Genomic DNA, 24,595 nt, shown 5'->3' with positions numbered 1-24,595 from the left:
TGGTTATCAGTCAAAAATCAAACTCAGGCCCGGAAATATGCAACCGCATTTTCAAAAATACGGACTCCGGCAGCGGACAAAGGCGATTTTTCATCTGCACCGGTGCAACGGTGCACCTGTTTGTCCCGGCTCCAGTCCGGATGATTGGCCGGATGATTGTAAGCCTCCGGGTGCGGCATCAGGCCGAAAACCCGTCCGGTGGGATCGCAGATGCCCGCGATATCGGCCATGGACCCGTTTGGATTGTCCGGAAACGCACCTGCGGCCAAGCCACCGTCTGCCCGTGCGTATCTGCACACCACCTGGTTTTGGTCAATAAGCCGGTCAATCACCTTTTGATCGGCAATAAACTTGCCCTCCCCGTGGCGCACCGGCAGTTCCAGGTCTTCCATGCCGCGGGTAAACACGCAGGGCGATTGGGTGTTGATGGCCAAATGCACCCAGTCGTCGCGGAAATTGCCGCAGTCATTGTAGGTCAGGGCCACGGTGCGGGCGGTGTAATCATTGTCCATCCCCGGCAGGAGCCCGAAATTGACCAGGGTCTGAAACCCGTTGCAGATGCCCAGCACCAGGCCGCCCTGGTTGATAAATCCGATGATCCGGTCACCGGCGTTTTTTTTCATGCGCACGGCCTGGATCACCCCTGCCCCGTGATCATCGCCCCAGGAAAATCCACCGATAAAGACCATGATCTGGAAATCCGCCAGGGACACGGACCCGGATATCACGTCGTTGATGTGCACGCACACGGCCCGGGCCCCGGCCAGCTCACATGCATGGGCGGTTTCCACGTCGCAGTTAAGTCCGTAACCGGTCAGCACAAGGGCGTTTATTTCAGAATTGTTTCTCATATATTTCTTCTTGGATGATCATTTCACAAATATGTAGCGCAAACCAATCCGGAAATCTATACCAATTGTCCAAAAGGGGCTTTCCATGCGCCCTTGAGATCGACCACCGGCAGAGACACCAGAGATTCTGCACCATAGGACAGATCCAGCCGGGGCGCTTCTGTCACCTCGCCGATGCAGGCCAGATCGTGATTTTTCATCATGGACTCAAAATCTTCGACCTTTTCCGGTGCCACACTCACCACAAACCGGCCCGGGCTCTCGGAGAAAAGCAGATGATCGGCCCGCAGGCCCTGTGCGCCGGGCGCCTTGCCAATATCTGCACGGATGCCAAGGTTTCCGGCCATGGCGCACATGGCCATATGAACCCCCAGTCCGCCGCGGTAGATCCCGTGGACCGATGCGGCAAGGCCTTTTTCCATTGCCGCATGAAGATCTTTGTATAAGGGCCAAAAGCGCGACGCCTCAACCACCGGCACATTGCAGCCGGTATAGCCGAACCGGTCATAGTATTCCGAAGCCCCGAGTTCGTCTTTTGTCACGCCCAGAACATATACAAGATCCCCGGAACACTTGATATCCAGGGTTACGCAGGAGGCAATGTCTTTGACAACGCTGACCGCGGAAAATTGCATGGTCTCCGGAGCCGAAAGCTTGTGGGTCTCGCCGTAGGCCCCGGCCAGATGGCCGTCCACATACATGCTGTCTTTTCCGGAAAGCAGCGGAATTCCGTAGGCATGGCAGGTATCGGCCAGGGCCCTGCAGGAGCGCACCAGTTGCGCGGCCTTAAACCGACCGTCCGGGTTCCGCACCGGATCATACTGGATATTGGGCCAGCAGAAATTGTCCACCCCGCCGATATGCTCGGGATCGCCACCCACGGCCACCAGCCGGCGTACGGCCTCGTCAATGGTGCAGGCGGTCATGTGAAAGGCGTCAATGGCGGAATAAAACGGCAGCAGGGCCTGGGAAAACGCCAGTCCCTGCCCGGAGGTCAGCACCGGCCGTATAACCGATGCATCACTGTTGACATCCCGCTCCGCTCCCACCAGGGGCTTGATCACGCTGGTGCCCTGAACCTCGTGGTCATACTGCCGGATGATCCATTCCCTGGAGCAGATATTGGGCCGGGCCAAAAGATCGGTCAAAAGCCGGTTGTAATCCCGGGGCTCGCCCATCACCGGTTCATAAAGGCCGCGCATTTCAGGTGACCGCCACTCGGCATCAAACTCCCACTGGGGAAAGCCCCGGGTGAGGAAATCCATGTCCACATATGCGCAAGTGGCCCCTTCATAGGTGATATGAAGCTTTCCCGAGTCAGTGTATTTGCCAATCACGGTGCTTTCCACCGCGTGCTTTTCCGAAAGCGCCATGAACCGTTGCTCGTCCTCCGGGCGCACGGAAACGGTCATGCGCTCCTGGGATTCGGAAACCCAGATTTCCCATTGATCAAGCCCTTCATACTTCAGGGGCACCCGGTCGAGCCACACCTCACAGCCCCCGGAAAACCGGGCGGTCTCCCCCACCGACGATGACAGCCCGCCGCCGCCGTTGTCCGTGACAAACCGGATCAGCCCCTCGTCCCTGGCCTGGAGCAGAAAATCATGCATTTTTTTCTGGGTATAGGGATCGCCGATCTGGACGTGGCCGGCCGGGGTGTTTTCCGTAAAAATCTCGGATGAGGCCGTCACCCCGTGGATGCCGTCTTTTCCAACCCTGCCCCCGCACATGACGATTAACTCGCCGGCGGTGGTGGTTTTTTTCTCAGAGGGGGTGCCGGCAACCGTTTCCGGCATCATTCCCAAAGCAGTGACAAAAACCAGGCATTTTCCCATGTAGCCGTGGTGAAAGCTCACCTGGCCGAAAGAAGTGGGAATGCCGCTTTTGTTGCCCCCGTCGCGCACCCCTTCGATGATGCCGTCAAGCAGCCGTCTGGGGTGCAGCCTGGGTTTGAGTTCCCCGTCATAATCCCGGTCGCCTGTACAAAAACCATAGCTGCCCATGATCAGGCGCGCGCCCTTGCCTGTTCCCAGCGGATCGCGGTACACGCCCACAATTCCGGTAATGGCACCGCCGTAGGCCTCCATATTGGATGGGGAATTGTGGGTCTCGCCGGTGATCACATAATAGTGGTCCCGGTCAAAGCGTCCAACCCCGGCGTTGTCCCACAGCACCGAGATCACCCAGTCCTTTTGCGCCTGAAGCTGCCGGGTGGGCTCCTGAATGCAGGTCTTAAACAAATTGTCAATGGTTTCGGTCTCACCCGTGGAAAGATCCCGGTAGTAAAACCGGCCCTGGAAGGTGTTGTGGTTGCAGTGATCGCTTCTGCCCTGGGAAATGTATTCGAGTTCCACATCCGTGGGATCATCCAGGCCCATGGCCTGCCGCTGCCGCCTCACCTCCGGATCCAGAAAATACTGCCGGATCACCGGGATGTCATTGACATTGAGGGCAAGGTTTCGCTCATCGCTGATCTGCTGCAAAACCGTATCCGAATCCACACTCACCGGGGTCACCGTGGGCTTGTGGTCCAGACGGACTTTTGGGATGATGATGCCCACCCCGTTTTCAGGGTCCCAGTCATGTTTGGAAAAAATCTTAACCTGCTGGATAATCTCGTTTGCCAGCAGCTGCTCTGCGATGCATTGGGCATCGTCCTGACTGATTTCCGGGCCCTTGATGCAAAAGCGCTTTGAGGTAAAAACACCCTCGTCTTCGCCCAGGCGCATGCCGAGCACGTCTTCCATGGCTTCTATGGCCGTGTGTCCGGGATTGTCCTTGACACCTGGCCGGTATCCCACCCAGATGCACCAGTCAAAGGCCAGATCCAGGGGCACAAAAGCCGATACCTGAGTCACAGGGTTGGTAAAGATCTCCGTGCGGACGGTTTCGAGCTGCTCCGGGGACAGATCCGCATCAAGGGTGATAATATGCACAACCCGGACGTCCTGCACCCGGATGCCGAAATAGGCAGCCGCCTTGCCGGCCACGGCCGCACCTTCTGCGTCAAACAACTCATTTTTTAAAGCGATTTCCAGGCGATGGGGCATGACACTTATCCCGTCAACAATCTCATGATATCATTATAAAAAACAAAAACCATCAGCAGCATGAGCAGAAAGATCCCGACCTGCTGGGCCACTTCCCGAACCCGAAGCGATACCGGGCGGCCGATGATGGCCTCAATGCCGAAAAACAGAATATGCCCGCCGTCTAACACCGGCACCGGCAGCAGGTTTAAGATTCCCAGGTTCACGCTCACAAGGGCGATAAACGCAAGCAGGCTGACCATGCCGTGCTCCACCTGTTCGCCGGCCAGTTGGGCGATCATGATGGGCCCGCCCAGGGTATCGGCTGAAATGGCCCCCTGGATGAGCTTGACCACGGACACGATGGTCAGTTCCACGATCATGTAGGTCCGGCGCAGGCTTTCGCCCATTGCCGCCACCGGGTTAAGCCGCTCTGACCGGACCTCGCCGGCCGCGGTAATACCCACAAGAAAACGCTCATGGGTCTGGCCGAAAACGTCTTCCACATTCTCCTTTACAGGGGAAAGGGTTACCTGGTGCCTTTGGCCGTCGCGCTCTATGGTAAAATCAATGGGCCGGCCCCCGCTCTGGCCGATGGCTTCGGCCATCTCAGGCCAGGCGTCAATGGCCTTGTCCTGTACGGCCACAACCCGGTCCCCGCTTTCCAGGCCCGCGGACTGGGCCGGGGACCCGTCCTTGATTTTGCCGATGACCGGCTCCAGGATCCTTTCCCCGGAGATACTGAAGATGCCGAAAAAAATCAATATGCACAGGATGAAGTTGAAAAACGGCCCTGCGGCCACGATCAGCATACGCCGGGAAACCGGCTTGTGGGTAAATGACCGGGGGATATCTTCTTCGGCGAGTTCCTCGTCGGGCTGTTCGCCCACCATTTTCACGTATCCGCCCAGAGGAAGCGCGGATAAACAGTATTCGGTTTCACCGATGGTTTTTTTTAGAATCTTGGGGCCGAATCCCAGGGAAAAGCGCTCCACCCCCACTCCGAAAGCCTTGGCCACGAGAAAATGTCCCAGCTCGTGGAAAAAAATCAATACCCCCAGGACAATGGCCAATCCGATAACCGTACTCATATAGCATGTTCCTATTGTAAGTCTTATTCAGGCAGCTGCGCCCGGGCTGCCCTGCGGGCCCAGGCATCCGCGGCCAGTATGGTGTCCAGGTCGGGATTCATCAACGGCTCATATTGCTGCATAACCGCTCCGATCAACCCGGAAATCCGGTCAAATCCGATGCGGTCTTCAAGAAATGCAGCCACAGTCACCTCATTTGCGGCATTGAGAACTGCTGGCATGGTGCCCCCGGTTTTTCCGGCCTCCAGGGCCAGGGCCAGGCAGGCAAATTTTTCCAAATCCGGGGCCTGGAAGGTGAGCTTTCCAATGCCCGGAAAATCAGGACTGGATAAACCCAGGGGCAACCGCTGCGGATATGACAGGGCATAAGCAATGGCGCCCTGCATATCCGGCAGTCCCATCTGGGCCATGACCGTGCCGTCGCAATAAGCCACCATGGAATGGATAATGCTCTGAGGATGGATTACCACCTCCACCTGATCCACGCGCAATGAAAACAGGTGCATGGCCTCGATCACCTCCAGGCCCTTGTTCATCAACGTTGCCGAATCAATGGTGATCTTGCTGCCCATCTGCCAGGTGGGATGCGCCAGGGCATCATCGGGTTTCACCCGGGCGAATTCAGAAGCCGGACTGTTGCAAAACGGACCGCCTGAGGCTGTCAACAGGATTTTTTCCACATCTTTTCGCCGGTTGCCGCAAATGCATTGAAAAATGGCGCTGTGCTCGCTGTCTACCGGCAGCACCCGCACCCCGCAGGTCCGGGCCTTATCCATGACCAGGTCCCCTGCCATGACAAGGGTTTCCTTGTTGGCAAGGGCAATGTCCTTTTTTGCCTCTATGGCCGCAAGCGTCGGCAGCAGGCCGGCAGCGCCCACCATGGCAGACACCACCATGTCCACTCCCTCGTGGGTGGCGGCATCCAGATAGCCCTGCGCCCCGTGCAAAATTTTCGTGGACACTTTCCGGCCCAGCTTCTTTTTGAGCTCAGCGGCATCAGCGGGATCATAGACAACCGCAATCTCAGGGCAAAAATGCTGAACCTGCGCCGCCAGCAAATCAATGTTGTTTTTGGCAGTCAGGGCCCGGATCGAAAACCGTTCGGGAAAACGCTTTGCCACAGCCAGGGTATTTCTGCCGATGGAACCGGTGGAGCCGAGAATGGCCAGTTTGCGGGAATTCATATACGTGTTTCCGGTTAAAGCACCAGTATTTTCCATGCATAAGCCACGGGCACGGCAAATAACAAAGCGTCAATGCGGTCCAGAATCCCGCCGTGGCCCGGCAGAATCGAACCCGAGTCCTTGATCCGGGCGGTACGCTTGAGTTCGGACTCAAACAAATCGCCTGCCTGGCCGGCAAGGCCCATGAGCACCACCAGCACCACAGTATGCAGCACCGGGAGTTCGGGAATAAAAAGAAGCTTAAATATCAGGCCCACAACCAGGTTTGCCCCAAGGCCCCCCAGAGCCCCTTCTATGGTTTTGCCCGGGCTGATGGCGGCATTGAGCTTGTGCCGTCCTTTGTACGTGCCCACATAAAAAGCCCCCACATCTCCGAGAAAAACAACAAAGAGCACGAAAAAAAGCCATGCCAGTCCCTGAGGTTGTGCGCGCAGCATCACCAGCATGGACAGGCAGAGAGGAACGTAAACCAGGCCCTGGAGCTGAAGGGCGACCGTGTCCATGATCTGCGGGTTTTTTTTGTAGGCCTGCATGGAAAGCAGTGCGGCGGCCGCCAGGCCCAGAAACAGGAAAAACGGCAGACTCTTTGCCGGCAGCCAGGCAACGGCCATGATCATGGCAATCCCGGCTGCGATTCCCGACAAGGCAACAGGCGAAAATATTCGCCCGCGGTCCCCCCTGAAAACAATGAAGAAATATTCATAAAGCGCCACTGCCGCCACTATGGAAATAAATGCGGCAAACACCGGCAGCGATGCCCAAAAAATCAGGGCAATCAGCAGGGGAACGGCAATAATGCTGGTAATCCAACGCTTTAAATGCATAACACGATCCCGGATAAGTTGGGGTCAGGGGAAATCGGCGCAACCAATGCCAGGGGCATCATTTCTCCGAAACCTTGCCGAAACGGCGCTCGCGTCTTTGAAAGTCCTTGAGAATGCCGATGAATTCCTCGCGGGTAAAGTCCGGCCACAGGGTGGGGGTCACAAAGATCTCCGAATAGGCGATCTGCCACAACAAAAAATTGCTGATCCGGTATTCGCCGCTGGTGCGGATCAGCAGTTCCGGATCCGGAATACCATGGGTGTAGAGATTTTGCGATAACAGCTCTTCAGTGATATCTTCGGGATTCATGCGCCCGTCTTTGACCTGCCGGGCAAGATTTCGGGCGGCCTCAACAATTTCCGAGCGCGCCCCATAGGAAAGCGCCAGACACAAGCACATGCCGTCATTTTTGCTGGTTTCCGCCATGACATCCATCAGGCCTTCCCGGACATCTTCCGGAAGGTGGTGGATCTGGCCCAGCACGCGAAGTTGAATATTGTTTTCAACCATCTCCTTGCGCTCGGATGCCAGAAACCGTTTAAGCAGGGTCATCAGGGCTTTTACTTCGGATTTGGGCCGCTGCCAGTTTTCCGTGGAAAAAGCGTACAGGGTCAGATACTGGATACCGATTTCCCGGCTTGCGCGTACCACCGCCCGTACCGTATCCGCCCCCCGCTCATGACCCTTGACCCGGTTTAACATCCGTTTCTGGGCCCACCGGCCGTTTCCGTCCATGATCACTGCCGCATGAACGGGCAGTCTCGACGGATCCAGCCCTGTATCTTCGGCAGAATCAGACTTCAAGGATCTCCTTTTCCTTGTCCTTGTACAGATCGTCTATCTGCTTGACATGCTCGTCTGTAAGTTTCTGGATTTGGTCAAAGGCCTTGGCCACGTCATCTTCTGAGGCATCGCCGTCTTTTTTCAGGGTTTTTAAGGAATCATTGGCCTCCCTGCGGATGTTTCGCACGGCAATCCGGTATTCCTCGCAGACCTTGTTGACCTGCTTGACAATATCCTTGCGCCGGTCTTCGGTCAGCGGCGGCATGGTAATGCGGATGATCTTTCCATCACTGGAGGGCGTCAGGCCGAGATTGGACTTCATGATCGCCTTTTCAATCTCCTTGATCGCCGAGGGATCCCAGGGCTGAATGGTAATCAGGCGGCTTTCCGGTACGGACAGGGATGCAAGCTGGTTTAGCGGAGTGGGCGTGTTGTAGTAATTGACGCGAACATCGTCGAGCAGACTCAGCGATGCCCGCCCCGTGCGGATTTTTTTCAAATCCTTTTTCAGGGCGTCCACCGACTTGTCCATTTTTTCACTGGCTTCACTGATAATCAAATCGATCATGGTTTTTTGCCCTCAAAATTGTGGTTGACAGATGTCTCTGATTTCAACCGAAACCAACCGGCTGGCAATCCTTACTTCCGGGGCTCGCAAATCTGTGTTCCGATGGCCTGCCCGCAGATGGCATTGCGGATATTGCCGCTTTGTCTGAGATTAAAAACAATCAGCAGCAGATGATTGTCCATGGCCAGGGAAATGGCGGTGGAATCCATGACATGCAGCCTTTTTTCCAGGACCGTCATGTAATCAATATCCCGGATAAACGTTGCAGCGGTATTGCCCACGGGATCCATGTCATAGACGCCGTCCACCTTAGTGGCCTTGAGCAAAACTTCAGCATGAATCTCTGCAGCCCGGAGCACAGCTGCCGTATCCGTGGTAAAATAAGGATTGCCGGTGCCTGCGGCAAATATGACCACGCGCTTTTTTTCCAGGTGCCGGACCGCCCTTCTGCGGATATAGGGCTCGGCCACCTGGTGCATGGATATGGCTGAAAGCACCCGGGTGGGAATATCGAGTTTTTCCAGGGCCTCCTGCAGGGCCAGGCTGTTCATGACAGTTGCCAGCATGCCCAGATAGTCGGCCGACGCCCGATCCATGCCCTGAGAACTGCCGGCCATGCCCCGGAAAATGTTGCCCCCGCCGACCACCACGGCCATTTCCACCCCGAGATCCACCGCGGATTTGACCTCTTGGGCCACATACCCCAGGGTTTCGGGGTGGATGCCGTAGTGGCCGTCGCCCATCAGGGCTTCGCCGCTAAGCTTCAGTAATACGCGCTGGTATTTGGCCTGGTTCAAGATTTTCAGCTTTCTCCGATCTGAAAACGGGCAAACCGGTTAATGGTAATTTTTTCCCCGGTCTTGGCAATCATCTCGTTTAGCACATCTGAGATGGTCAAATTGGTATCCCGGATGTAGAGCTGGTTCATCAGGCAGGATTCCTTGTAAAACTTGTTCATCTTGCCTTCAACGATCTTTTCGGCCACGTTTTCCGGCTTGCCCATCTCCAGTACCTGCTGACGGTAAATTTCCCTTTCCCGCTCGGCCAGGTCTTCGGGGATGTCTTCGGGAACAACGCCGAGCGGACTTGAGGCGGCAATGTGCATGGCGATGTTTTTGGCAAATTCCTTGAATTCATCGGTCTTGGCCACAAAATCGGTTTCACAGTTGACTTCCACGAGCACCCCGATCTTGCCGCCCATGTGTATATAGGACTGAATCACACCGTCGCCGGCCACTTTCCCTGACCGTTTTTTAGCGGTGGCCAGGCCTTTTTTGCGAAGGTAGTCAGCGGCTTTTTCCATATCCCCGTCACACTCGCTCAGGGCCTCCTTGCAGTCCATAATCCCCGCGCCCGAACGGTCGCGGAGTTGCTTTACCATATCAGCACTAATTGTTGCCATCATTACTCTCCTGTATTCACAGCTTCTTCAGATTGTTCCGATTCCTGAGCCGGTGCCTGGGGCTTGGCCGCGGATGCCTTGCGAATCACTTCCACCACCGGCCCTTCTTCATCCTGGGTCTCCACGCGGCGTTCGGCTTTTCCACCCGCCTGGGTCCGGGATTCCTCGGTCTGCTTGTCTTTTTCGGCCTGCATTTTCTCTTCCCTGCGCTGGGCGCCTTCAATGGCGGCATCAGCAATCTTGGAGGTGATCAGCCGGATGGAGCGGATCGCGTCATCATTGCCGGGGATCACATAATCAATAAGATCCGGATCACAATTGGTGTCCACCACGGACACCACGGGGATGCCCAGACGGAGTCCTTCACGCACGGCAATGCCCTCCTTTTTGGGATCCACCACAAACATGGCGCCGGGAAGCGATTTCATGGTGCGGATACCGCCGAGGTTGCTGTCCAGCTTGGCCCGCTCCTTTAGCATTTTCACCCGTTCCTTTTTGGGATACAGGTTAATGGATCCGTCATTTTCGATGGTATTGAGATAATTGAGCCGCTCGATGCTCTTTTTGACCGTGGGAAAGTTGGTGAGCATGCCGCCGATCCAGCGGTTGTGCACATAATACATTTCACACCGGTTGGCTTCTTCGTAGATCGATTCCCGGGCCTGCTTCTTGGTGCCCACAAACAGAACGCTTTTGCCGTTTGCCACCGTGTTGGCCACGAAATCATAGGCGGTCTTAAACATCCGGACCGTCTGCTGCAGATCAACGATGTAGATGCCGTTTCTGGCCCCGAAAATGTATTTTTTCATCTTGGGATTCCAGCGGCGGGTCTGGTGGCCGAAATGGACACCGGATTCAAGCAGTTCCTTCATTGTTACATAGGCCATTGACAACACTCCTTTTGCTTCGGTTTTGGATTCCTCCGCCCTTATCCTCCCGGCTGCCGACTTTATGCCAAAGCACCGAGGCCGCCGGTCAAAGGGCGTGCGTCGTTAATTCATAAAATGAGTATCTATAGCAAAACCCGTCCGGGATCGCAATGTTTTTTATGGGCATTCCAGGGCGTCCGGGGCCGGGATCGGTTTTTTCTGCAGGATCGCCACCCGGTCATGACCGCCGTAATCCCGCACAAATTCGGCCGGGGTATAATCCCCTGCCTCCAGGCAAAGTTTTTCAACCGCTGCTTTCTGGTCCCAGCCGATTTCCATGAGCAAAAATCCGCCCGCCGACATATAACCCGGTGCTTCGGCCACAAGCTGCGAGATGGCACAAAGCCCGTCTTCAGCACCGTCCAGTGCCATGCGGGGTTCGTATTGCCCCACTTCCGGCTGCAGATCACCGAACAGGGCAGACGGAATATAAGGCGGATTGGAGACAATCATGTCAAAACCGGCACAACCGGCATTTACCGGAGACAACCAGCTGCCGGCGAAAAAATCAATAAGACCGGCCACCTTATGGGCTGCGGCGTTTTTCCGTGCCACCTGCAGAGCGGCAAGCGAACGGTCCACGGCGAAATATCGGTTTCCGGGCCTTTGTGCGGCAAGACAGACAACAATGGCCCCGGAGCCGGTGCCCAGGTCCAGAATTTTTCGGCTGTGACCGTCATCTTCCGGCAGGCGCTCAAGTACGGCTTCCACCAGGTGCTCGGTTTCGGGTCTGGGAATCAACACATCAGGTGTAATGGTAAAGCTGCGGCCCAGAAACTCCTTTTCACCCAGTATATAAGCCACCGGCTCACGGCTGACCCGGCGGCGGATCATCTGGCGGAAAGCAGCCCGTTCTTCTTCTGCCAGGGGCTGATCATGGCGCATGTAAAGATCAATGCGCGTGGTCTGCAGCACCGCGGCCAGAAGAATCTCTGCTGTCAGTCTGGGGGAGTCGATTCCGTGGGTGTCAAAATATCCGGCTGTCCACTGCAGGGCGTCAAGCACGGTCCATGTGGGCATTTTCCGGGGACTGGGTTTGCTCATTTTGTAATGCCTGCGCCTGGTAAAAAGTGGCCAGCTCGTCGATGATTTCGTCCAAAGCCCCCTGAAGCACCTGTTCCAGCTTGTAGAGGGTCAGGCCGATGCGGTGGTCGGTCACCCGGCCCTGGGGAAAATTATAGGTGCGGATCCGCTCGCTGCGGTCGCCGCTGCCCACCTGGTTGCGCCGCTGTTGGGAAATCTTGTCGTTCTGCTCCTGGAGCTGGATATCAAAGAGCCGGGCTCGCAGCACTTTCATGGCCTTGGCCTTGTTTTTGTGCTGGGACTTTTCATCCTGGCAGATCACAACCAGTCCGCTGGGCAGGTGTGTCAGGCGAACCGCGGAATCCGTGGTATTCACCGACTGGCCGCCCGGCCCGCTGGAGCGGAACACATCCACGTGGATTTCACTGGGATCGATATGGACTTCCACATCCTCAGCCTCAGGCAGAACCGCCACGGTCACGGCAGAGGTGTGGATCCGTCCCTGGGCCTCGGTGGCCGGAACGCGCTGGACCCGGTGGGTGCCGCTTTCATATTTCAGATGGCTGAAGGCCCCCTGTCCCTTGACCATGGCAATGACTTCCTTGAGCCCGCCCGAGTCGTTCCAGTTGGCGTCCATCAACTCGATTTTCCAGTTCTTGGCCTCGGCATAGCGCGTGTACATGCGAAACAGATCATTGGCAAAAAGGCCGGCTTCCTCGCCGCCCGTACCCGCCCGGATTTCCAGGATCACGTTTTTGTCGTCATTGGGATCCTTGGGAATCAGAAGCTTTTTGAGGTCCTGTTCCAGGCGGTCTTTTTCCTGCTCCAGGCTGTCGATCTCGTTTCTGGCCAGTTCTTTTATCTCCGGGTCCTGATCTGAAAGCAGTTCCCGGCTCTGATCGAGTTCCTGGCATACCCGGTCGTATTCCCGGTAGACCTCCACGATCTTTCCCAGCTCGGAATGCTCGCGAACATATTTGGGATACAGTTCGCGGTTGCCCACCACTTCCGGATCGCTAAGCAGGCTTTCAAGCTCCTGATAGCGTCTTTCTATGCCGTCGAGTCGTTCTAACATGAACCGTGTAAATCCTGATTATTTCTTGTCGTCTTGCTGAAATTTGGCATACTTGCGGCGGAACCGCTCAATGCGGCCGGCCGAGTCCACCAGCTTCTGCTTGCCGGTGTAAAACGGATGGCACTGGGAGCAGATTTCAACGGAGATATCCTCGCGGGTGGAACCGACGGTCACCTCGTTGCCGCAGGCACACCGGATGGTAGTGGTTTTGTATTCCGGATGAATCGCTTTTTTCATTTCAAACACCTCAGCGTTGGTTCGGGTTCAAGGTTCAACGTTCAAGGTTCAACGTTCAAGATTTTCAGGAATTCATTGCGTCGAGAAATTCCTTGTTGGTCTTTGTGCCCTTCATCTTATCGAGCAAAAATTCAAGACTGTCAATAGGATTTAAGGGAGAGAGCAGCTTGCGCAGGATCCAGACACGGTTAAGCGCGTCGGCATCAAGCAGCAGTTCTTCCTTGCGGGTGCCGGAGCGGTTGATGTCAATGGCCGGGTACATGCGGCGGTCGGAAAGTTTGCGGTCAAGGTGCAGCTCCATGTTGCCGGTGCCCTTGAATTCCTCGAAAATCACTTCGTCCATGCGGCTTCCCGTATCAATCAAGGCCGTGGCAATCACCGTGAGGCTGCCGCCTTCCTCGATATTTCGGGCTGCGCCGAAAAACCGCTTGGGCCGGTGCAGGGCATTGGCGTCCACACCGCCGGAAAGCAGCTTGCCGCTGGAGGGTACGGTCATGTTGTAGGCCCGGGCCAGGCGGGTGATGCTGTCGAGCAGGATCACCACGTGCTTTTTGTGCTCCACCAGGCGTTTGGCCTTTTCAGCCACCATTTCCGCCACCTGCACATGACGCTCAGCCGGCTCGTCAAATGTGGAGGAAACCACCTCCGCATCCACGGAACGCTGCATGTCAGTGACTTCCTCGGGCCGTTCATCAATGAGCACCACAAAGGGAACCACGTTTTTGTGGTTGCCGATAATACTGTTGGCAATGTTTTTGAGCAGCATGGTCTTTCCGGTACGGGGCGGGGAGACAATCAAACCGCGCTGGCCGAATCCCAGGGGGGTCATCAGGTCCATGATCCGCATGGAGTAATTGTCCGGCTCCCGCTCGAGCTTTACCTTTTTTTCCGGAAACAGGGGCGTGAGATTGTCAAACAGGATCTTGTCCCGGGCGGCGTCGGGCTCCTCGAAGTTGATGGCTTCCACCTTGAGCAGGGCAAAATAGCGTTCCGAGTCCTTTGGCTGACGGATCTGGCCGGAGACCGTGTCTCCGGTCTTAAGACTGAACCGGCGGATCTGGGAAGGCGACACATAGATATCATCCGGGCCCGGAAGGTAATTGCAGTCATGGGACCGCAGAAAACCGAAACCGTCAGGCAAAATTTCCAGGGTGCCCTCTCCGTAGATGAGGCCGTTTTTTTCAATGTGGGCCTGAAGCAGTGAAAAAATCAGCTCCTGCTTTCGCATCCGGCCGACGTTTTCAATGTTAAACTTCTTGGCCATCCGGGTCAGTTCATTGATTTTTTTGTTTTTCAGTTCAACGATGTTCATGTAATCCCATTCCTGTGTTTTCTCCGATTCATTTCAAAATTGGGTTGTATGTCAGGCGTGCAGTGATCCTGCGGTGTTTCACCCGGATGGAGCCGGATGTTTGAAGCCCTGCGCATTGCCGGCAACAGAGACAAAACTGTAAAACGAACAACAGGAAAGCTGCAAAGCCGGATATAGAAATTATGTGTCTTCTTAAAACTTTAGGTATTATGAGGCCTGATTGGTTTTTAAGATGTTGAAGAAGGATTCGCGCAAAACAAACGTCCAGGAGGCAGGAGCGTTTTGTTTACCAATAAGTCAGATAAAAGGTCCTGTCAACCATTTTCGCCTATTTTTTTATACTTTTCCGCAAGTTTTTCCAGTACCCGGTCCACCTGGCCATGCATTTCATCAAGGCTTCCGTTGTTTTCAATGATAAAATCAGACATCCGCCGCTTTTGGGCTTCATTCATCTGGATGTGCATCAGGGATTGGGCCTGCTGCCGGCTTACATTGTCTCGCTGCATGATCCGGTTGATACGAACCTCGGTATCGCCGGAAACCAGAATCACCGCATCAAACTGGTCCTGCAGGCCGGCTTCAAACAGCAGGGGAACTTCGGCTGCCGCCAGCCATGCGCCCTGCGCGGCCGCTGACCTGAAATGCGCCTGCATCTGCACGCCCACCTCAGGGTGGACATAGCTTTCAAGGTCCCTGCGGGCCGCCTCGTCCTGAGTGATGATCTGCCGCAGCCGGGGCCGGTCAATGGTGCCGTCAGCCGCAAGGATCTCTTTGCCGAACCGCTCGACAATCTGTTTGTGGGCCCGGGTATGGGGCTCAACCGCCTGCCTGGCCAACTGGTCCGCGCTGACAACAGGTACGCCCGACTCCTGGAGGCGCCGGCAGACCAGGGATTTGCCGGAACCCACCCCCCCGGTCACCCCGATTTTGATCAGCCGGGAGGGTTGTTCCGGGGATGTCTGTTGCCTGCCCATTGCACGCACCCTGTTTTTAAGCTATGAATCAATAATCCGATCCGAACAGCGGGTCCCCCCGGGAAAACAACCCTAAAGCGCGAAAAGAATAACTCCATATATGAAAAAATGCCTTTGATCAATACCAAATTTTTGCCGCAGCCGCTTCTTTCACAGATCCCGGAACAATCCGGCGTCTATCTGGTTGGGGGAACCGTCCGGGATCAGCTGCTTTGCCGTCCTTGCGCAGACTGGGACCTGGCCGTGGAAAGCGACCCAGCCGGCCTGGCCCGGGCCATTGCAGAAGCTGAAGGAAGCCGGGTCGTGGTTTTGGGCAAAAAAAAGCAAATTATCCACCGGGTGGTCAGCGCCGGCCATGTTTTTGACATTGCTGCCATCCAGGGGCAAACCATTTCCGAAGATCTGTTGCGCAGGGATTTTACAATCAATGCCATGGCTGTATCCCTGCCATCCGGCCGGCTCATTGATCCGGCCGGCGGCCGCAAAGACCTTGACCGCAGGGTGATCCGCATGACCGGCAAAACGGTTTTGGATGATGATCCCCTGCGCCTGTTGCGGGCCTTTCGCATGGCCGCAACCCTCGGATTTGCCATTGATCCGGAAACTCTTGCAGCGGTTTCCCAAAAAGCCGCGCAAATCCGGCTGGTGGCAGGCGAGCGAATCCGGGATGAATGGCAAAAAATCCTCCAAACCCGGGATTCGGCACAATGGATTTCTCAGATGGACCGGGCCGGACTTCTGGGAAACCTGTTTCCGGAAATCGAAGCTCTGAAAAATTGCGGACAGAACCGGCACCATGAATTTAACGTATTTGACCACACAATGGCGGTATACAGGGGACTGGAGCAGATGCTGCACCAAAACCGCCCTGCCCTGACCACAGACAGGAAAAACGCGGGATTGCTGACATTCCCGTCAGCCGTGGAACTGCTCAAATATGCCGCCCTGCTCCATGATATCGGAAAGCCCCAGACCCGAACAACAGATGACCAGGGCCGCATCCATTTTTATCATCACCCCCGGGCCGGGGCGCAAATGGCCGGACAGATCTGCCGCCGCCTGAGATTTTCCTGCGCTGATGCCGGTTATGTCACCTTTCTGATCCGCCATCACATCCGGCCGCTTTTTCTTTACACGGCCCAACAGCGCGATGCACTCACCACCCGGGCGATGACCCGGTTTTTCATCAAAACCCGGCCCCACACGCCTGACCTGCTGATGCTGGCAGCCGCTGACATGGCCGGCAAAAAAAAATACACGGATACGCAGTTTATGGATTTTGCCGCCGGCCTGCTTGAGCGTTACCGCACCGTGTATCTGCCGGCCTGCACCCGGCCCCGGCTGCTCACCGGCCATGACCTGATGGGCGAACTGGGCCTTTCGCCCTCGCCCCTGTTTGCCGAAATTCTGGCAAAGGTTGAGGAAAACCGGCTGGCGGGCTGTATCGCATCAAGGGAACAGGCCCTGGAACTGGCCCGGAAAATCGTTGAAACTCAAAAGGATGCTTGACATAATGCCATCATTTTAATATATAAAAAAATTTTGCAAACGGATAAAATGTAATCCGGCGTACAGATAATGTATTGAATCGCATGTTTTTGACATCAACCTTGGGCAAAAGGAGAAAAAGGCGATGAACATTTTGTTTTTCGGACCCAACGGGAGCGGAAAAGGAACACAGGGAGCCATTCTCAAGGAAAAATTCAAGACCCCCCACATTGAATCCGGGGCCATTTTCCGCGAAAACATCAAGGGCGGAACAGAAATGGGCAAGCAGGCCAAGGCCTATATTGACAAGGGCGAACTGGTGCCCGATGACATCACCATCCCCATGATCCTCGACAGGCTCAAGGAAGACGACTGCAAAAACGGCTGGCTGCTCGACGGCTTTCCGAGAAACAAAAACCAGGCTGTCAAGCTCCACGAAGCCCTGAAACAAGCCGGCATGAACCTGGATATCGTTGTGGAAATCGAGCTGGACCGGGAAATCGCCAAAAACCGCATCATGGGCCGCCGTCTTTGCGTCAATGACAACAACCATCCCAACAACATCTTCATCGATGCCATCAAGCCCGACGGCGACAAGTGCCGGGTGTGCGGCGGCGAGCTGCAGACCCGCTCGGATGACCAGGATGAAGCCGCCATTGACAAGCGCCACGGCATCTATTATGACGATGAAACCGGCACCCTTGCAGCTGCCTATTATTTCCGGGATCTGGCGGAAAACGATCCGTCCATGACCTACATCACCTTGGACGGCAAAAACAGCGTTCCGGAAGTGGCAGACGAATTGGTCTCCAAGCTTCCCAAGTAACACTGCAGCAGATAAACCGGCATCAGATCCGAACCGGCCGCAAGCCGGCGGCATGGTCCACGAAGGTTTGACATTTTTATAGAAAATATTAGAATACAGCGTAACTAAATTTCTTTGTAAAGGGGGTTGAAATATTTGAAGGAAATCGCGGTCAAAGTGGAAGACAACGACCTTGAGAAGGCCATGCGCATTCTGAAGAAAAAAATTCAGAACGACGGTCTGTTCAAGCGTTTGCGGCTCAAGAAGAACTACGAAAAACCCAGCGAGTACAGACGCCGCAAGAAGCGTGAAGCCCAGCGGCGGCAGCGGATTGCAGAAGCCAAAAAGCGGATGCGAACCCGCAGATCTTGATGCCGGCAGGACCAAAGCATGAAAATGAAAGAAAGTACCATATTGATCAAAAAACCCGGAAGGCACTGACGGCTTCCGGGTTTTTTACGCACCTGTAACGGGAAAAATCAATGACCCAAAGCCAATATCACAAATGCCTGGCAGAAATGTTTGGCCTGCGCCGGTTCGGCATCAAACTGGGCCTGGACATCATCGATGCCATGCTCAAAGCCCTGGACCGGCCGGAACGCAAATTTGCCTGCATCCACGTGGCCGGAACCAACGGCAAGGGCTCTATTGCCTCTGCACTGGCGGCTATCCTGCAGGCTGCCGGCCTGCGGGTGGGGCTCTACACATCGCCCCACCTGGTGCGGTTTAACGAACGCATCTGCATCAACAACCAATACATCTCCGATCAGGAAGTGGTAAATGCCTGGCATGCCGCCAAAGCTGCGGCCCCGAAAGAGCGCGAGGCCACCTTTTTCGAGTATACCACGGCCATGGCCTTATACGCCTTTGCCAGGGCTGAGGTGGACTGGGCCGTAATCGAAACCGGCATGGGCGGGCGCATGGATGCCACAAACATTTTGCAGCCCAGACTCTGCATCATTTCCAACATTTCCCTGGAACACCGGTTTTACCTGGGAAGCACCATCGCCCAGATCACCGGTGAAAAAGCCGGGATCATCAAGCCCGACACCCCGGTGATCACAGGGGTACACCAGAAATCGGCCATTGAGGTCATTGAAAAGACAGCAGCGCGCAACAATGCGCCGGTTTTCCGCAAAGGCAAGGATTTTCGGGTAAGACGCAGTCCCAAAGCCGATGCCGGCAACTTCAGCTTCACCTACACGGGTATTGATCACAAGTGGACCGACATGCGCTCTTCTTTGCAAGGCATACACCAGCTCGACAACGCCGCCCTGGTGCTGGCGGCCTGCGAAGTGCTCATGGATCAGGGCACTGCCATTGATGTGTCTGACATCAAGGACGGCCTTGCAAATGTCCGGTGGCCTGGACGCCTGGAGATGGTTGACACCACCCCGCCCATGATCCTCGACGGGGCCCACAACCTGATTGCCGCCAGAAGGCTTGCGGCCTTTCTCTCGGATACGGCTCCGAACAAAAACATCACCCTTGTCATCGGCATACTCGATGACAAGCCCTGTCAGGCCATGCTCAACACCCTGGTGCCCCTGTGCCAGCGGGTTATCGTGACCCGGCCGGTGATCGACAGAAGTCTGCCGACCCGGGTGATCGAAGCCGGGGTAAAAAAACTCACCGATCATGTGGAGATTGTCGAAAGTGTCAGGGATGCGGTGTTTTACGCCATGGAGACCACAGCAGACACGGATCTGATCTGTGTTGCGGGGTCACTTTACGTGGTGGGGGAAGCAAAGGCGGCCCTGGAAGGCGCCGGGGCGCCGGAACCCGTGTAAAAGCGGGCATTTTTGACCCTTGCCCACAATCATTGCCGGCGGCCTGCAATTCCTGCTTGACTTCTGAAAAACGATCTTTTATGTTTCATGCCGTGTGCGCCCGTAGCTCAGGGGATAGAGCGTCAGCCTCCGGAGCTGAAAGTCGCAGGTTCGAATCCTGCCGGGCGTACCATTTTTTTCTTTCCCCTATTTCCGCAAAATCCAGAGAACAACAGATATCACCACGCTGATGACAATCATGGTGGTCACGGGAATGTAGAGTTTCAGCCCGGGCCGGTCAATGATGATGTCTCCGGGCAGCCGCCCGACGGGAAGCCGGGCAATCCACGGCCAGAAAACACCGATGACGGCAATGGCGATTCCGATGGCAATCAGGGTTTTGTTCATGGCAGCGATACGCTGTAATAATCCCGATACCAGTCCACAAACCGTTGGATGCCTTCCTGGATGGACGTCATTGGCCGAAATCCCACGGCATTGTATAAATCGTCAATGTCTGCGCACGTCGCCGGCACATCTCCGGGCTGCAGGTCCAGATACTCTTTTTCCGCCTCTTTTCCCAGGACCTCTTCGAGTACACGAATAAAATCCATGAGCTTTTCCGGACGATTGTTGCCGATATTATAGACCCGGTAAGACGTATACGAGGTGCCCGGATCCGGGCTGTCCCCGCTCCAGTCCGGGTCCGGCTCCGGCAGTTTGCCCATGACCCGGACCACGCCTTCGATGATATCGTCAATATAGGTAAAGTCCCGCTGCATGCGGCCGTGATTGAATACCTGGATGGGTCTGCCCTCCAGTATGGCCCGGGTAAACAGGAAAAGCGCCATATCCGGCCGGCCCCAGGGCCCGTAAACGGTAAAAAAACGCAGGCCCGTGCAGCGCATCCCGTAAAGGTGGCTGTAGGTGTGGGCCATGAGTTCATTTGCCTTTTTGCTGGCCGCATACAGGGAAACCGGATGGTCCACGTTGTCATGAACGGAAAACGGCATTTTGGTATTGGCCCCGTATACGGAGCTCGACGAGGCAAAAACAAAGTGGGAAACGTTAAAATGGCGGCAGCATTCCAGCAGATTGACAAATCCCACCAGGTTGGCGTCCACGTAGGCATGGGGGTTTTCCAGGGAATAGCGCACCCCGGCCTGGGCGGCCAGGTTGACCACCACGTCAAACTTGCCCTCGGTAAACAAACGGTTTAACGCATCCCGGTCTTCCAGATCAATGCGGTGAAAGGAAAACCCGGGCTTTTGTTCAAGCCGTCTTAAACGGGCCTTTTTGAGCTCCACGTCGTAATAGGCGTTGAGGTTGTCCAATCCTGCAACGGTTTTGCCTTCATCTGCCAGACGGGCGGCCAGATGATACCCGATAAACCCGGCCGCGCCCGTGACCAGTACCTTTTTGAATTCCAATTTGGAGACCGTCCTTTTTAAGGTTACAGATTTTCAATCACGCGGCAAAGCAGCCGAACCCCGAAGCCCGTGCCCCCGGGCCCGCAATAGTCGTTTCCCTTGGCCGCATAAGCCGGACCGGCAATATCGATATGGGCCCAGCGCGAACCTTTGGTGAATTCAGACAAAAACAATGCCGCTGCAATGGCCCCGCCATAGCGGTTTTTGCCCACGTTTTTCAGGTCTGCAAAATCGCTTTTCAGGTTTTCCCGGTAATCTTCGGGCATGGGCATGGACCAGCACCGCTCGTGGGTTTTTTGACCCGCCTGTGAAATGGCCTCTGCCAGGTCCGTATCCGTGGAAAACACACCAGCGATCTTTTCGCCCAGGGCCACGACGCAGGCGCCTGTGAGGGTGGCCATGTCAATGACCACATCCGGTCTGTACTGGCCGATGGCGTAATGAAGTGCATCTGCCAGAATCATCCGGCCCTCGGCATCGGTGTTGCCGATTTCAACGCTTTTGCCGGATGCGGTTTTGACGATATCGCCCGGCCTATAGGAATTGCCCGAAGGCATGTTTTCCACAAGGGGCATCACCCCCACCACCCGCTTGCCGGAGCCGGTCCGGGCTGTTGCAATCATGGTTGCGGCCACGGCCGCGGCCCCGGCCATGTCCTGCTTCATGGTTTCCAAACCCGATGCCGGCTTTAAGTTAATACCGCCGGAATCAAATGTCACACCCTTGCCCACAAGCACCACTGTCTGATCCCATGTTTCGGGCTTGTAGTCGAGAATCACCATCTGGGGCCGGCCGCTGCTTCCGGCGGCCACGGCCAGAAGCGCCTGCATCTTGTTTTTCCGCAGATCACCGCTATCCAGGACAACGGCCTCCAGGGGATGTTTTTCAGCCGCCTTGACAATGGAGCGGGCAAAGCGTGCCGGCCGCTTGTCATTGGGCGGCATGCTCACCCAGTTTCTGGCCATGTGGGTGCCTTTGCAGACGATTTCGGTTTTCTGCGCCAGGCTCCGGGCCTGGCCGGCAAAATCCTTGGCAACGGCAAACGCAATGGATTTCAGTGCATTATGGAGTTTTTCCTTTTTGTAAAAATCAAAGCGGTAATTGGCCAAAACAGCGCCTTCCATCAGGGCTTCGGCCGCGTCCCCGGGCTCCACGCCGCAGGCCCGGGCCTCGGGCATGCAGATCAGAAGACCGGACATATCCGCGTTCACGGCCCTGCCAACGGCTTTTCCCGCAGCCCGGCGAAGGCTTTCCGCCGTAACATCCCCGGCTTTGCCCAGGCCCGCCAGCATGACCCGCTGCGCCTTTGTCCCGGCCGGTGCATAAAGGATCATCTCATCGCCGGATTTTCCGGAAAACTCGGGATATTGCCGCCCCTGGTCAATGAGCGCCAGCATTTTTGCATCGTTGTATAGCGCCGTGTCCTCGCAGACAAGCAGCAGCATGAGATCGGTCTTGATCGCCTTTGGATCGCCCGAACGAATGGTCAGCAATGAAACCTCCCCTATTTTTACAGATTTCTTTCCTTTTCAATGGCTTCCCAGGCCTCCTGGATTTCCCGAAACTTGTCATGGGCAAACCGGACAAATTCCTCGGGCAGCCCCTTGGAGGCAATGGTGTCGGGATGGTAGTCCCGCACCAGCTTGCGGTACTGCTTTTTGATGGTATCATTGTCATCAGACGGACTGACCCCGAGCACGGAATAATATTTTTCTGAAACCGATACGTATCGCGACTTCATGTTCTGATAATCCGCATCCGGCAGCCGGAAGGTGCGCACCGCGGTTTCAATGAGCGCCTCTTCGCTTTTGTCCATGGTGCCGTCTGCCACCGAGACCCGAAGCAGAATATCGATCATCAACTCCAGAAGCTCGGGCCGGTCATGGAACTGCTGGTAGAACTGCAGGGCAAAGTCGTCAAAAGTCTGGGGCGCATTTAAAGCCGTGTAAAATATTTTTTCCGCCATCTGGCGGCTTTCGGCATTGAGGTGCAGATCCTGGGCCATGAATCTGCGGATGGAAGCCATTTCCTCATCCGTGACCTGCCCGTCCACCCGGGCCAGCTTTGCCAGCATGGAAAATGCCGCCACAAAAAAGGTCAATTGTGCCTTTCCCTGGGACGACATCTGCGCCTCATTGGGCAGCACCCGCTGCTGCTGGCCATTGTCGGCATCCATCAGGTGCCCGAGAGCCGCCCCTCCGATGGCGCCCAGGGGTCCGCCCAAAGCAAATCCAATGGTGCCGCCAACCATTTTTCCAAGCCATCCCATATGTCATCCTTGTTCGTGCTTCAAAGTTGTGAAATCAATGTTTTGCGCAAAAGATTCAGTGCGGTTTCGGCAAATATGCGCTTATTGGCCATCCGGTTTTCAAACGGAAATTTGTATTGCCTGGCAAAGCTCTGCTCCGGGCCGCAAAGCCCTATGCAAACCGTGCCCACGGGTTTTTCTGCCGTACCCCCGCCGGGACCGGCAATGCCGGTGACAGAAACCGCGTAATCCGCATTGGCCACGCGCCTTGCCCCCTCTGCCATTTCCCGGGCGGTTTGTTCGCTCACCGCGCCAAAAGTTTCCAGGGTATGGGCCGAGACCCCGAGCATGCGCATTTTGGCGTCATTGGAATAGGTCACCACCGAGCTGAGAAAATACCGGGAGCTTCCGGCCACATTGGTGATCCGGCTGGCGATCATGCCCCCGGTGCAGGATTCGGCCAGGGCCAGGGTTGCGGATTGCCGGGCCAAAAGCTCGCCCACCACCTCTTCCATGCTCTGGCCGGTCTCGGAGAAGACATAATCGCCCACCCGCTCGCGCACCCGGTCTGCGGCCACGCTGACTGCGGAATCCAGGGCACTGTTATCTGTTCCCGAGGCTGCGAGTTTGACGTGGATCACAGGAAATTCGGCCAGCATACCTAGTTTTACATCGTCTAATGATCCTGTCAAGTCAGCGAGCCGCTCGTTGACATGGGCCTCGGGCAGACCGAACAAAGACAGCCGCTTTTCCCGGTAAAAACTGCCGGTGCCGTTTCTGGCTGCATCCGCCTCAAGGCTGGGAATCACATGATCGGCCATCATCTGCCGCATCTCAAAAGGCACCCCGGGCAAAAAGAAAAACCGGCAATTGCCGATCTTTAGGGTAAAACCCGGGGCCGTGCCAACGGAATTGAGCAAAGGCGAAGCACCTTGCGGCAGCAGGGCCTGTTTTGCGTCAGAATCGGAAACCGGCCGGTCAAAGCGTTTGAAAAACGCTTCCATGTAGGCCATGGCTTGGTTGTTGCGCTCCATTTCCACCCCGGCGGCCCGGGCTGCGGCCGAAGCGGTGATATCATCCACGGTGGGCCCCAGCCCGCCGGTAACAATGGCGATATCGGCCCGCTGCCCGGTTTCGAAAAGCACGTCTGTCAAACGCTCCATGTCATCGCCCACGCACACATGACGGCCCACGGCAATGCCGGTTTCATAAAGGCGGCCTGCGATCCAGGCGGCATTGGCATCCACCACCGTGCCGGTCAGCACCTCGTCTCCGGTTGAAATAATTTCTGCTATCATTTGAGTTCCTGTTATCCTGACAATTGATGGCACCGTAAAAAGCTTCTAAATAACTTCGTTCAAGGTTCAAAGTTCAAGGTTCAAGGTTCAAAAAAATAAAATCAAAACTTTTAAGCATGCGGCAAAAAGTTATTTGCAGTGTTCGGTCCTGGGCTGCGGCCAAGGGCTTCCTTGGAAGTCTGATTTCAGATGGCGCTGTAAAAAGTTCAAGATCAAGGCTTGCGCAATTTCGAAGAATGCAGCGTACTTGGCCGTACGTGAAATTCTGAGAAAT

At 55.7% G+C, this 24,595-nt stretch carries 24 protein-coding genes and 1 tRNA gene; 5 read left to right on the top strand and 20 right to left on the bottom strand.

Annotated elements, in window-relative coordinates:
• Positions 1-23: 23 nt before the first annotated feature.
• The 15 genes from ACTCIA_RS10730 to coaE all read right to left on the bottom strand — a co-directional run bounded on the left by ACTCIA_RS10730 (position 24) and on the right by coaE (position 15,283).
• Positions 24-851 carry a phosphoribosylformylglycinamidine synthase subunit PurQ gene (locus ACTCIA_RS10730; protein ID WP_463001812.1) on the bottom strand — a complete coding sequence of 276 codons (828 nt, stop codon included), beginning with the start codon at positions 849-851 and terminating at the stop codon, positions 24-26.
• Between the two features lie 56 nt (positions 852-907).
• Positions 908-3,901, bottom strand: coding sequence for an AIR synthase-related protein (locus ACTCIA_RS10725; protein WP_463001811.1), 2,994 nt, complete (start codon positions 3,899-3,901; stop codon positions 908-910).
• 5 nt (positions 3,902-3,906) lie between these two features.
• The gene (gene rseP / locus ACTCIA_RS10720; RefSeq protein WP_463001810.1) at positions 3,907-4,971 is read right to left on the bottom strand and encodes an RIP metalloprotease RseP; all 1,065 of its coding nucleotides are present in this window, start codon (positions 4,969-4,971) and stop codon (positions 3,907-3,909) included.
• A gap of 23 nt (positions 4,972-4,994) precedes the next feature.
• Entirely contained in the window at positions 4,995-6,155 is a 1,161-nt protein-coding gene (locus ACTCIA_RS10715) for a 1-deoxy-D-xylulose-5-phosphate reductoisomerase (RefSeq protein ID WP_463001809.1), read from the bottom strand.
• Between the two features lie 14 nt (positions 6,156-6,169).
• Positions 6,170-6,979 (bottom strand): phosphatidate cytidylyltransferase, encoded by an 810-nt coding sequence (locus ACTCIA_RS10710; RefSeq protein WP_463001808.1) that lies wholly within the window; start codon positions 6,977-6,979, stop codon positions 6,170-6,172.
• A gap of 58 nt (positions 6,980-7,037) precedes the next feature.
• Positions 7,038-7,784: an isoprenyl transferase gene (locus ACTCIA_RS10705; RefSeq protein ID WP_463001807.1), complete on the bottom strand. Its 747-nt coding sequence runs from the start codon at positions 7,782-7,784 to the stop codon at positions 7,038-7,040.
• Positions 7,774-8,331 (bottom strand): ribosome recycling factor, encoded by a 558-nt coding sequence (gene frr, locus ACTCIA_RS10700; RefSeq protein ID WP_463001806.1) that lies wholly within the window; start codon positions 8,329-8,331, stop codon positions 7,774-7,776. Before frr ends, ACTCIA_RS10705 begins: the two co-directional genes overlap by 11 nt.
• A 71-nt stretch (positions 8,332-8,402) precedes the next feature.
• Positions 8,403-9,128, bottom strand: coding sequence for a UMP kinase (pyrH, locus tag ACTCIA_RS10695; RefSeq protein WP_463001805.1), 726 nt, complete (start codon positions 9,126-9,128; stop codon positions 8,403-8,405).
• Between the two features lie 5 nt (positions 9,129-9,133).
• Positions 9,134-9,733: a translation elongation factor Ts gene (tsf, locus tag ACTCIA_RS10690; protein ID WP_463001819.1), complete on the bottom strand. Its 600-nt coding sequence runs from the start codon at positions 9,731-9,733 to the stop codon at positions 9,134-9,136.
• A 2-nt stretch (positions 9,734-9,735) separates the two neighbouring features.
• Entirely contained in the window at positions 9,736-10,620 is an 885-nt protein-coding gene (gene rpsB / locus ACTCIA_RS10685) for a 30S ribosomal protein S2 (protein ID WP_463001804.1), read from the bottom strand.
• 159 nt (positions 10,621-10,779) lie between these two features.
• The gene (gene prmC / locus ACTCIA_RS10680; RefSeq protein ID WP_463001803.1) at positions 10,780-11,706 is read right to left on the bottom strand and encodes a peptide chain release factor N(5)-glutamine methyltransferase; all 927 of its coding nucleotides are present in this window, start codon (positions 11,704-11,706) and stop codon (positions 10,780-10,782) included.
• On the bottom strand, positions 11,660-12,760 hold the full coding sequence (gene prfA / locus ACTCIA_RS10675; RefSeq protein WP_463001802.1) for a peptide chain release factor 1: 1,101 nt from the start codon (positions 12,758-12,760) through the stop codon (positions 11,660-11,662). Before prfA ends, prmC begins: the two co-directional genes overlap by 47 nt.
• Positions 12,761-12,778: 18 nt before the next feature.
• Positions 12,779-12,997, bottom strand: coding sequence for a 50S ribosomal protein L31 (gene rpmE, locus ACTCIA_RS10670; RefSeq protein ID WP_463001801.1), 219 nt, complete (start codon positions 12,995-12,997; stop codon positions 12,779-12,781).
• Positions 12,998-13,061: 64 nt separating this feature from the next.
• Positions 13,062-14,309 carry a transcription termination factor Rho gene (gene rho, locus ACTCIA_RS10665; RefSeq protein ID WP_181550525.1) on the bottom strand — a complete coding sequence of 416 codons (1,248 nt, stop codon included), beginning with the start codon at positions 14,307-14,309 and terminating at the stop codon, positions 13,062-13,064.
• Positions 14,310-14,623: 314 nt separating this feature from the next.
• Positions 14,624-15,283, bottom strand: coding sequence for a dephospho-CoA kinase (coaE, locus tag ACTCIA_RS10660; protein ID WP_463001800.1), 660 nt, complete (start codon positions 15,281-15,283; stop codon positions 14,624-14,626).
• A gap of 114 nt (positions 15,284-15,397) precedes the next feature.
• Between coaE and ACTCIA_RS10655 the strand changes: the two genes are divergently transcribed.
• From ACTCIA_RS10655 to ACTCIA_RS10635, 5 genes are all read left to right on the top strand, one after another.
• On the top strand, positions 15,398-16,792 hold the full coding sequence (locus ACTCIA_RS10655; RefSeq protein WP_463001799.1) for a CCA tRNA nucleotidyltransferase: 1,395 nt from the start codon (positions 15,398-15,400) through the stop codon (positions 16,790-16,792).
• 124 nt (positions 16,793-16,916) lie between these two features.
• Complete coding sequence (locus ACTCIA_RS10650; RefSeq protein ID WP_463001798.1) at positions 16,917-17,597, top strand: adenylate kinase; 681 nt, start codon at positions 16,917-16,919, stop codon at positions 17,595-17,597.
• Between the two features lie 135 nt (positions 17,598-17,732).
• The gene (rpsU, locus tag ACTCIA_RS10645; RefSeq protein ID WP_181550529.1) at positions 17,733-17,948 is read left to right on the top strand and encodes a 30S ribosomal protein S21; all 216 of its coding nucleotides are present in this window, start codon (positions 17,733-17,735) and stop codon (positions 17,946-17,948) included.
• Between the two features lie 110 nt (positions 17,949-18,058).
• Positions 18,059-19,366: a bifunctional folylpolyglutamate synthase/dihydrofolate synthase gene (locus tag ACTCIA_RS10640; protein ID WP_463001797.1), complete on the top strand. Its 1,308-nt coding sequence runs from the start codon at positions 18,059-18,061 to the stop codon at positions 19,364-19,366.
• A 96-nt stretch (positions 19,367-19,462) separates the two neighbouring features.
• Positions 19,463-19,538: transfer RNA gene (locus ACTCIA_RS10635), tRNA-Arg, on the top strand.
• 14 nt (positions 19,539-19,552) lie between these two features.
• Here the strand turns inward: ACTCIA_RS10635 and ACTCIA_RS10630 are convergent.
• From ACTCIA_RS10630 to ACTCIA_RS10610, 5 genes are read right to left on the bottom strand one after another with little or no spacing between them, the layout of a single operon-like run.
• Complete coding sequence (locus ACTCIA_RS10630) at positions 19,553-19,753, bottom strand: DUF2905 domain-containing protein (protein ID WP_463001796.1); 201 nt, start codon at positions 19,751-19,753, stop codon at positions 19,553-19,555.
• Complete coding sequence (locus tag ACTCIA_RS10625; protein ID WP_463001795.1) at positions 19,750-20,775, bottom strand: NAD-dependent epimerase; 1,026 nt, start codon at positions 20,773-20,775, stop codon at positions 19,750-19,752. The genes ACTCIA_RS10630 and ACTCIA_RS10625 overlap by 4 nt, the downstream gene beginning before the upstream one ends.
• Positions 20,776-20,798: 23 nt before the next feature.
• Positions 20,799-22,268, bottom strand: a complete 1,470-nt coding sequence (locus ACTCIA_RS10620) for a leucyl aminopeptidase (RefSeq protein ID WP_463001794.1) — start codon at positions 22,266-22,268, stop codon at positions 20,799-20,801.
• Between the two features lie 17 nt (positions 22,269-22,285).
• Positions 22,286-23,044, bottom strand: coding sequence for a TerB family tellurite resistance protein (locus tag ACTCIA_RS10615; RefSeq protein WP_463001793.1), 759 nt, complete (start codon positions 23,042-23,044; stop codon positions 22,286-22,288).
• A gap of 20 nt (positions 23,045-23,064) precedes the next feature.
• Positions 23,065-24,321, bottom strand: a complete 1,257-nt coding sequence (locus ACTCIA_RS10610) for a competence/damage-inducible protein A (protein ID WP_463001792.1) — start codon at positions 24,319-24,321, stop codon at positions 23,065-23,067.
• Positions 24,322-24,595 lie beyond the last annotated feature (274 nt).

This window comes from Desulfosalsimonas sp., from assembly GCF_055149105.1.
The sequence above is the reverse complement of the archived record's forward strand: the minus strand, read 5'-3'. Positions and strand labels throughout refer to the sequence as shown.

Bases quoted from the DNA above. Each gene is read 5' to 3' on its own strand.
- ACTCIA_RS10730 (WP_463001812.1), bottom strand. From the start codon at position 851: ATGAGAAACAATTCTGAAATAAACGCCCTTGTGCTGACCGGTTACGGA.
- ACTCIA_RS10725 (WP_463001811.1), bottom strand. From the start codon at position 3,901: ATGCCCCATCGCCTGGAAATCGCTTTAAAAAATGAGTTGTTTGACGCA.
- rseP (WP_463001810.1), bottom strand. From the start codon at position 4,971: ATGAGTACGGTTATCGGATTGGCCATTGTCCTGGGGGTATTGATTTTT.
- ACTCIA_RS10715 (WP_463001809.1), bottom strand. From the start codon at position 6,155: ATGAATTCCCGCAAACTGGCCATTCTCGGCTCCACCGGTTCCATCGGC.
- ACTCIA_RS10710 (WP_463001808.1), bottom strand. From the start codon at position 6,979: ATGCATTTAAAGCGTTGGATTACCAGCATTATTGCCGTTCCCCTGCTG.
- frr (WP_463001806.1), bottom strand. From the start codon at position 8,331: ATGATCGATTTGATTATCAGTGAAGCCAGTGAAAAAATGGACAAGTCG.
- tsf (WP_463001819.1), bottom strand. From the start codon at position 9,733: ATGGCAACAATTAGTGCTGATATGGTAAAGCAACTCCGCGACCGTTCG.
- rpsB (WP_463001804.1), bottom strand. From the start codon at position 10,620: ATGGCCTATGTAACAATGAAGGAACTGCTTGAATCCGGTGTCCATTTC.
- prmC (WP_463001803.1), bottom strand. From the start codon at position 11,706: ATGAGCAAACCCAGTCCCCGGAAAATGCCCACATGGACCGTGCTTGAC.
- prfA (WP_463001802.1), bottom strand. From the start codon at position 12,760: ATGTTAGAACGACTCGACGGCATAGAAAGACGCTATCAGGAGCTTGAA.
- rpmE (WP_463001801.1), bottom strand. From the start codon at position 12,997: ATGAAAAAAGCGATTCATCCGGAATACAAAACCACTACCATCCGGTGT.
- rho (WP_181550525.1), bottom strand. From the start codon at position 14,309: ATGAACATCGTTGAACTGAAAAACAAAAAAATCAATGAACTGACCCGG.
- coaE (WP_463001800.1), bottom strand. From the start codon at position 15,283: ATGGGCAGGCAACAGACATCCCCGGAACAACCCTCCCGGCTGATCAAA.
- ACTCIA_RS10650 (WP_463001798.1), top strand. From the start codon at position 16,917: ATGAACATTTTGTTTTTCGGACCCAACGGGAGCGGAAAAGGAACACAG.
- ACTCIA_RS10640 (WP_463001797.1), top strand. From the start codon at position 18,059: ATGACCCAAAGCCAATATCACAAATGCCTGGCAGAAATGTTTGGCCTG.
- ACTCIA_RS10630 (WP_463001796.1), bottom strand. From the start codon at position 19,753: ATGAACAAAACCCTGATTGCCATCGGAATCGCCATTGCCGTCATCGGT.
- ACTCIA_RS10615 (WP_463001793.1), bottom strand. From the start codon at position 23,044: ATGGGATGGCTTGGAAAAATGGTTGGCGGCACCATTGGATTTGCTTTG.
- ACTCIA_RS10610 (WP_463001792.1), bottom strand. From the start codon at position 24,321: ATGATAGCAGAAATTATTTCAACCGGAGACGAGGTGCTGACCGGCACG.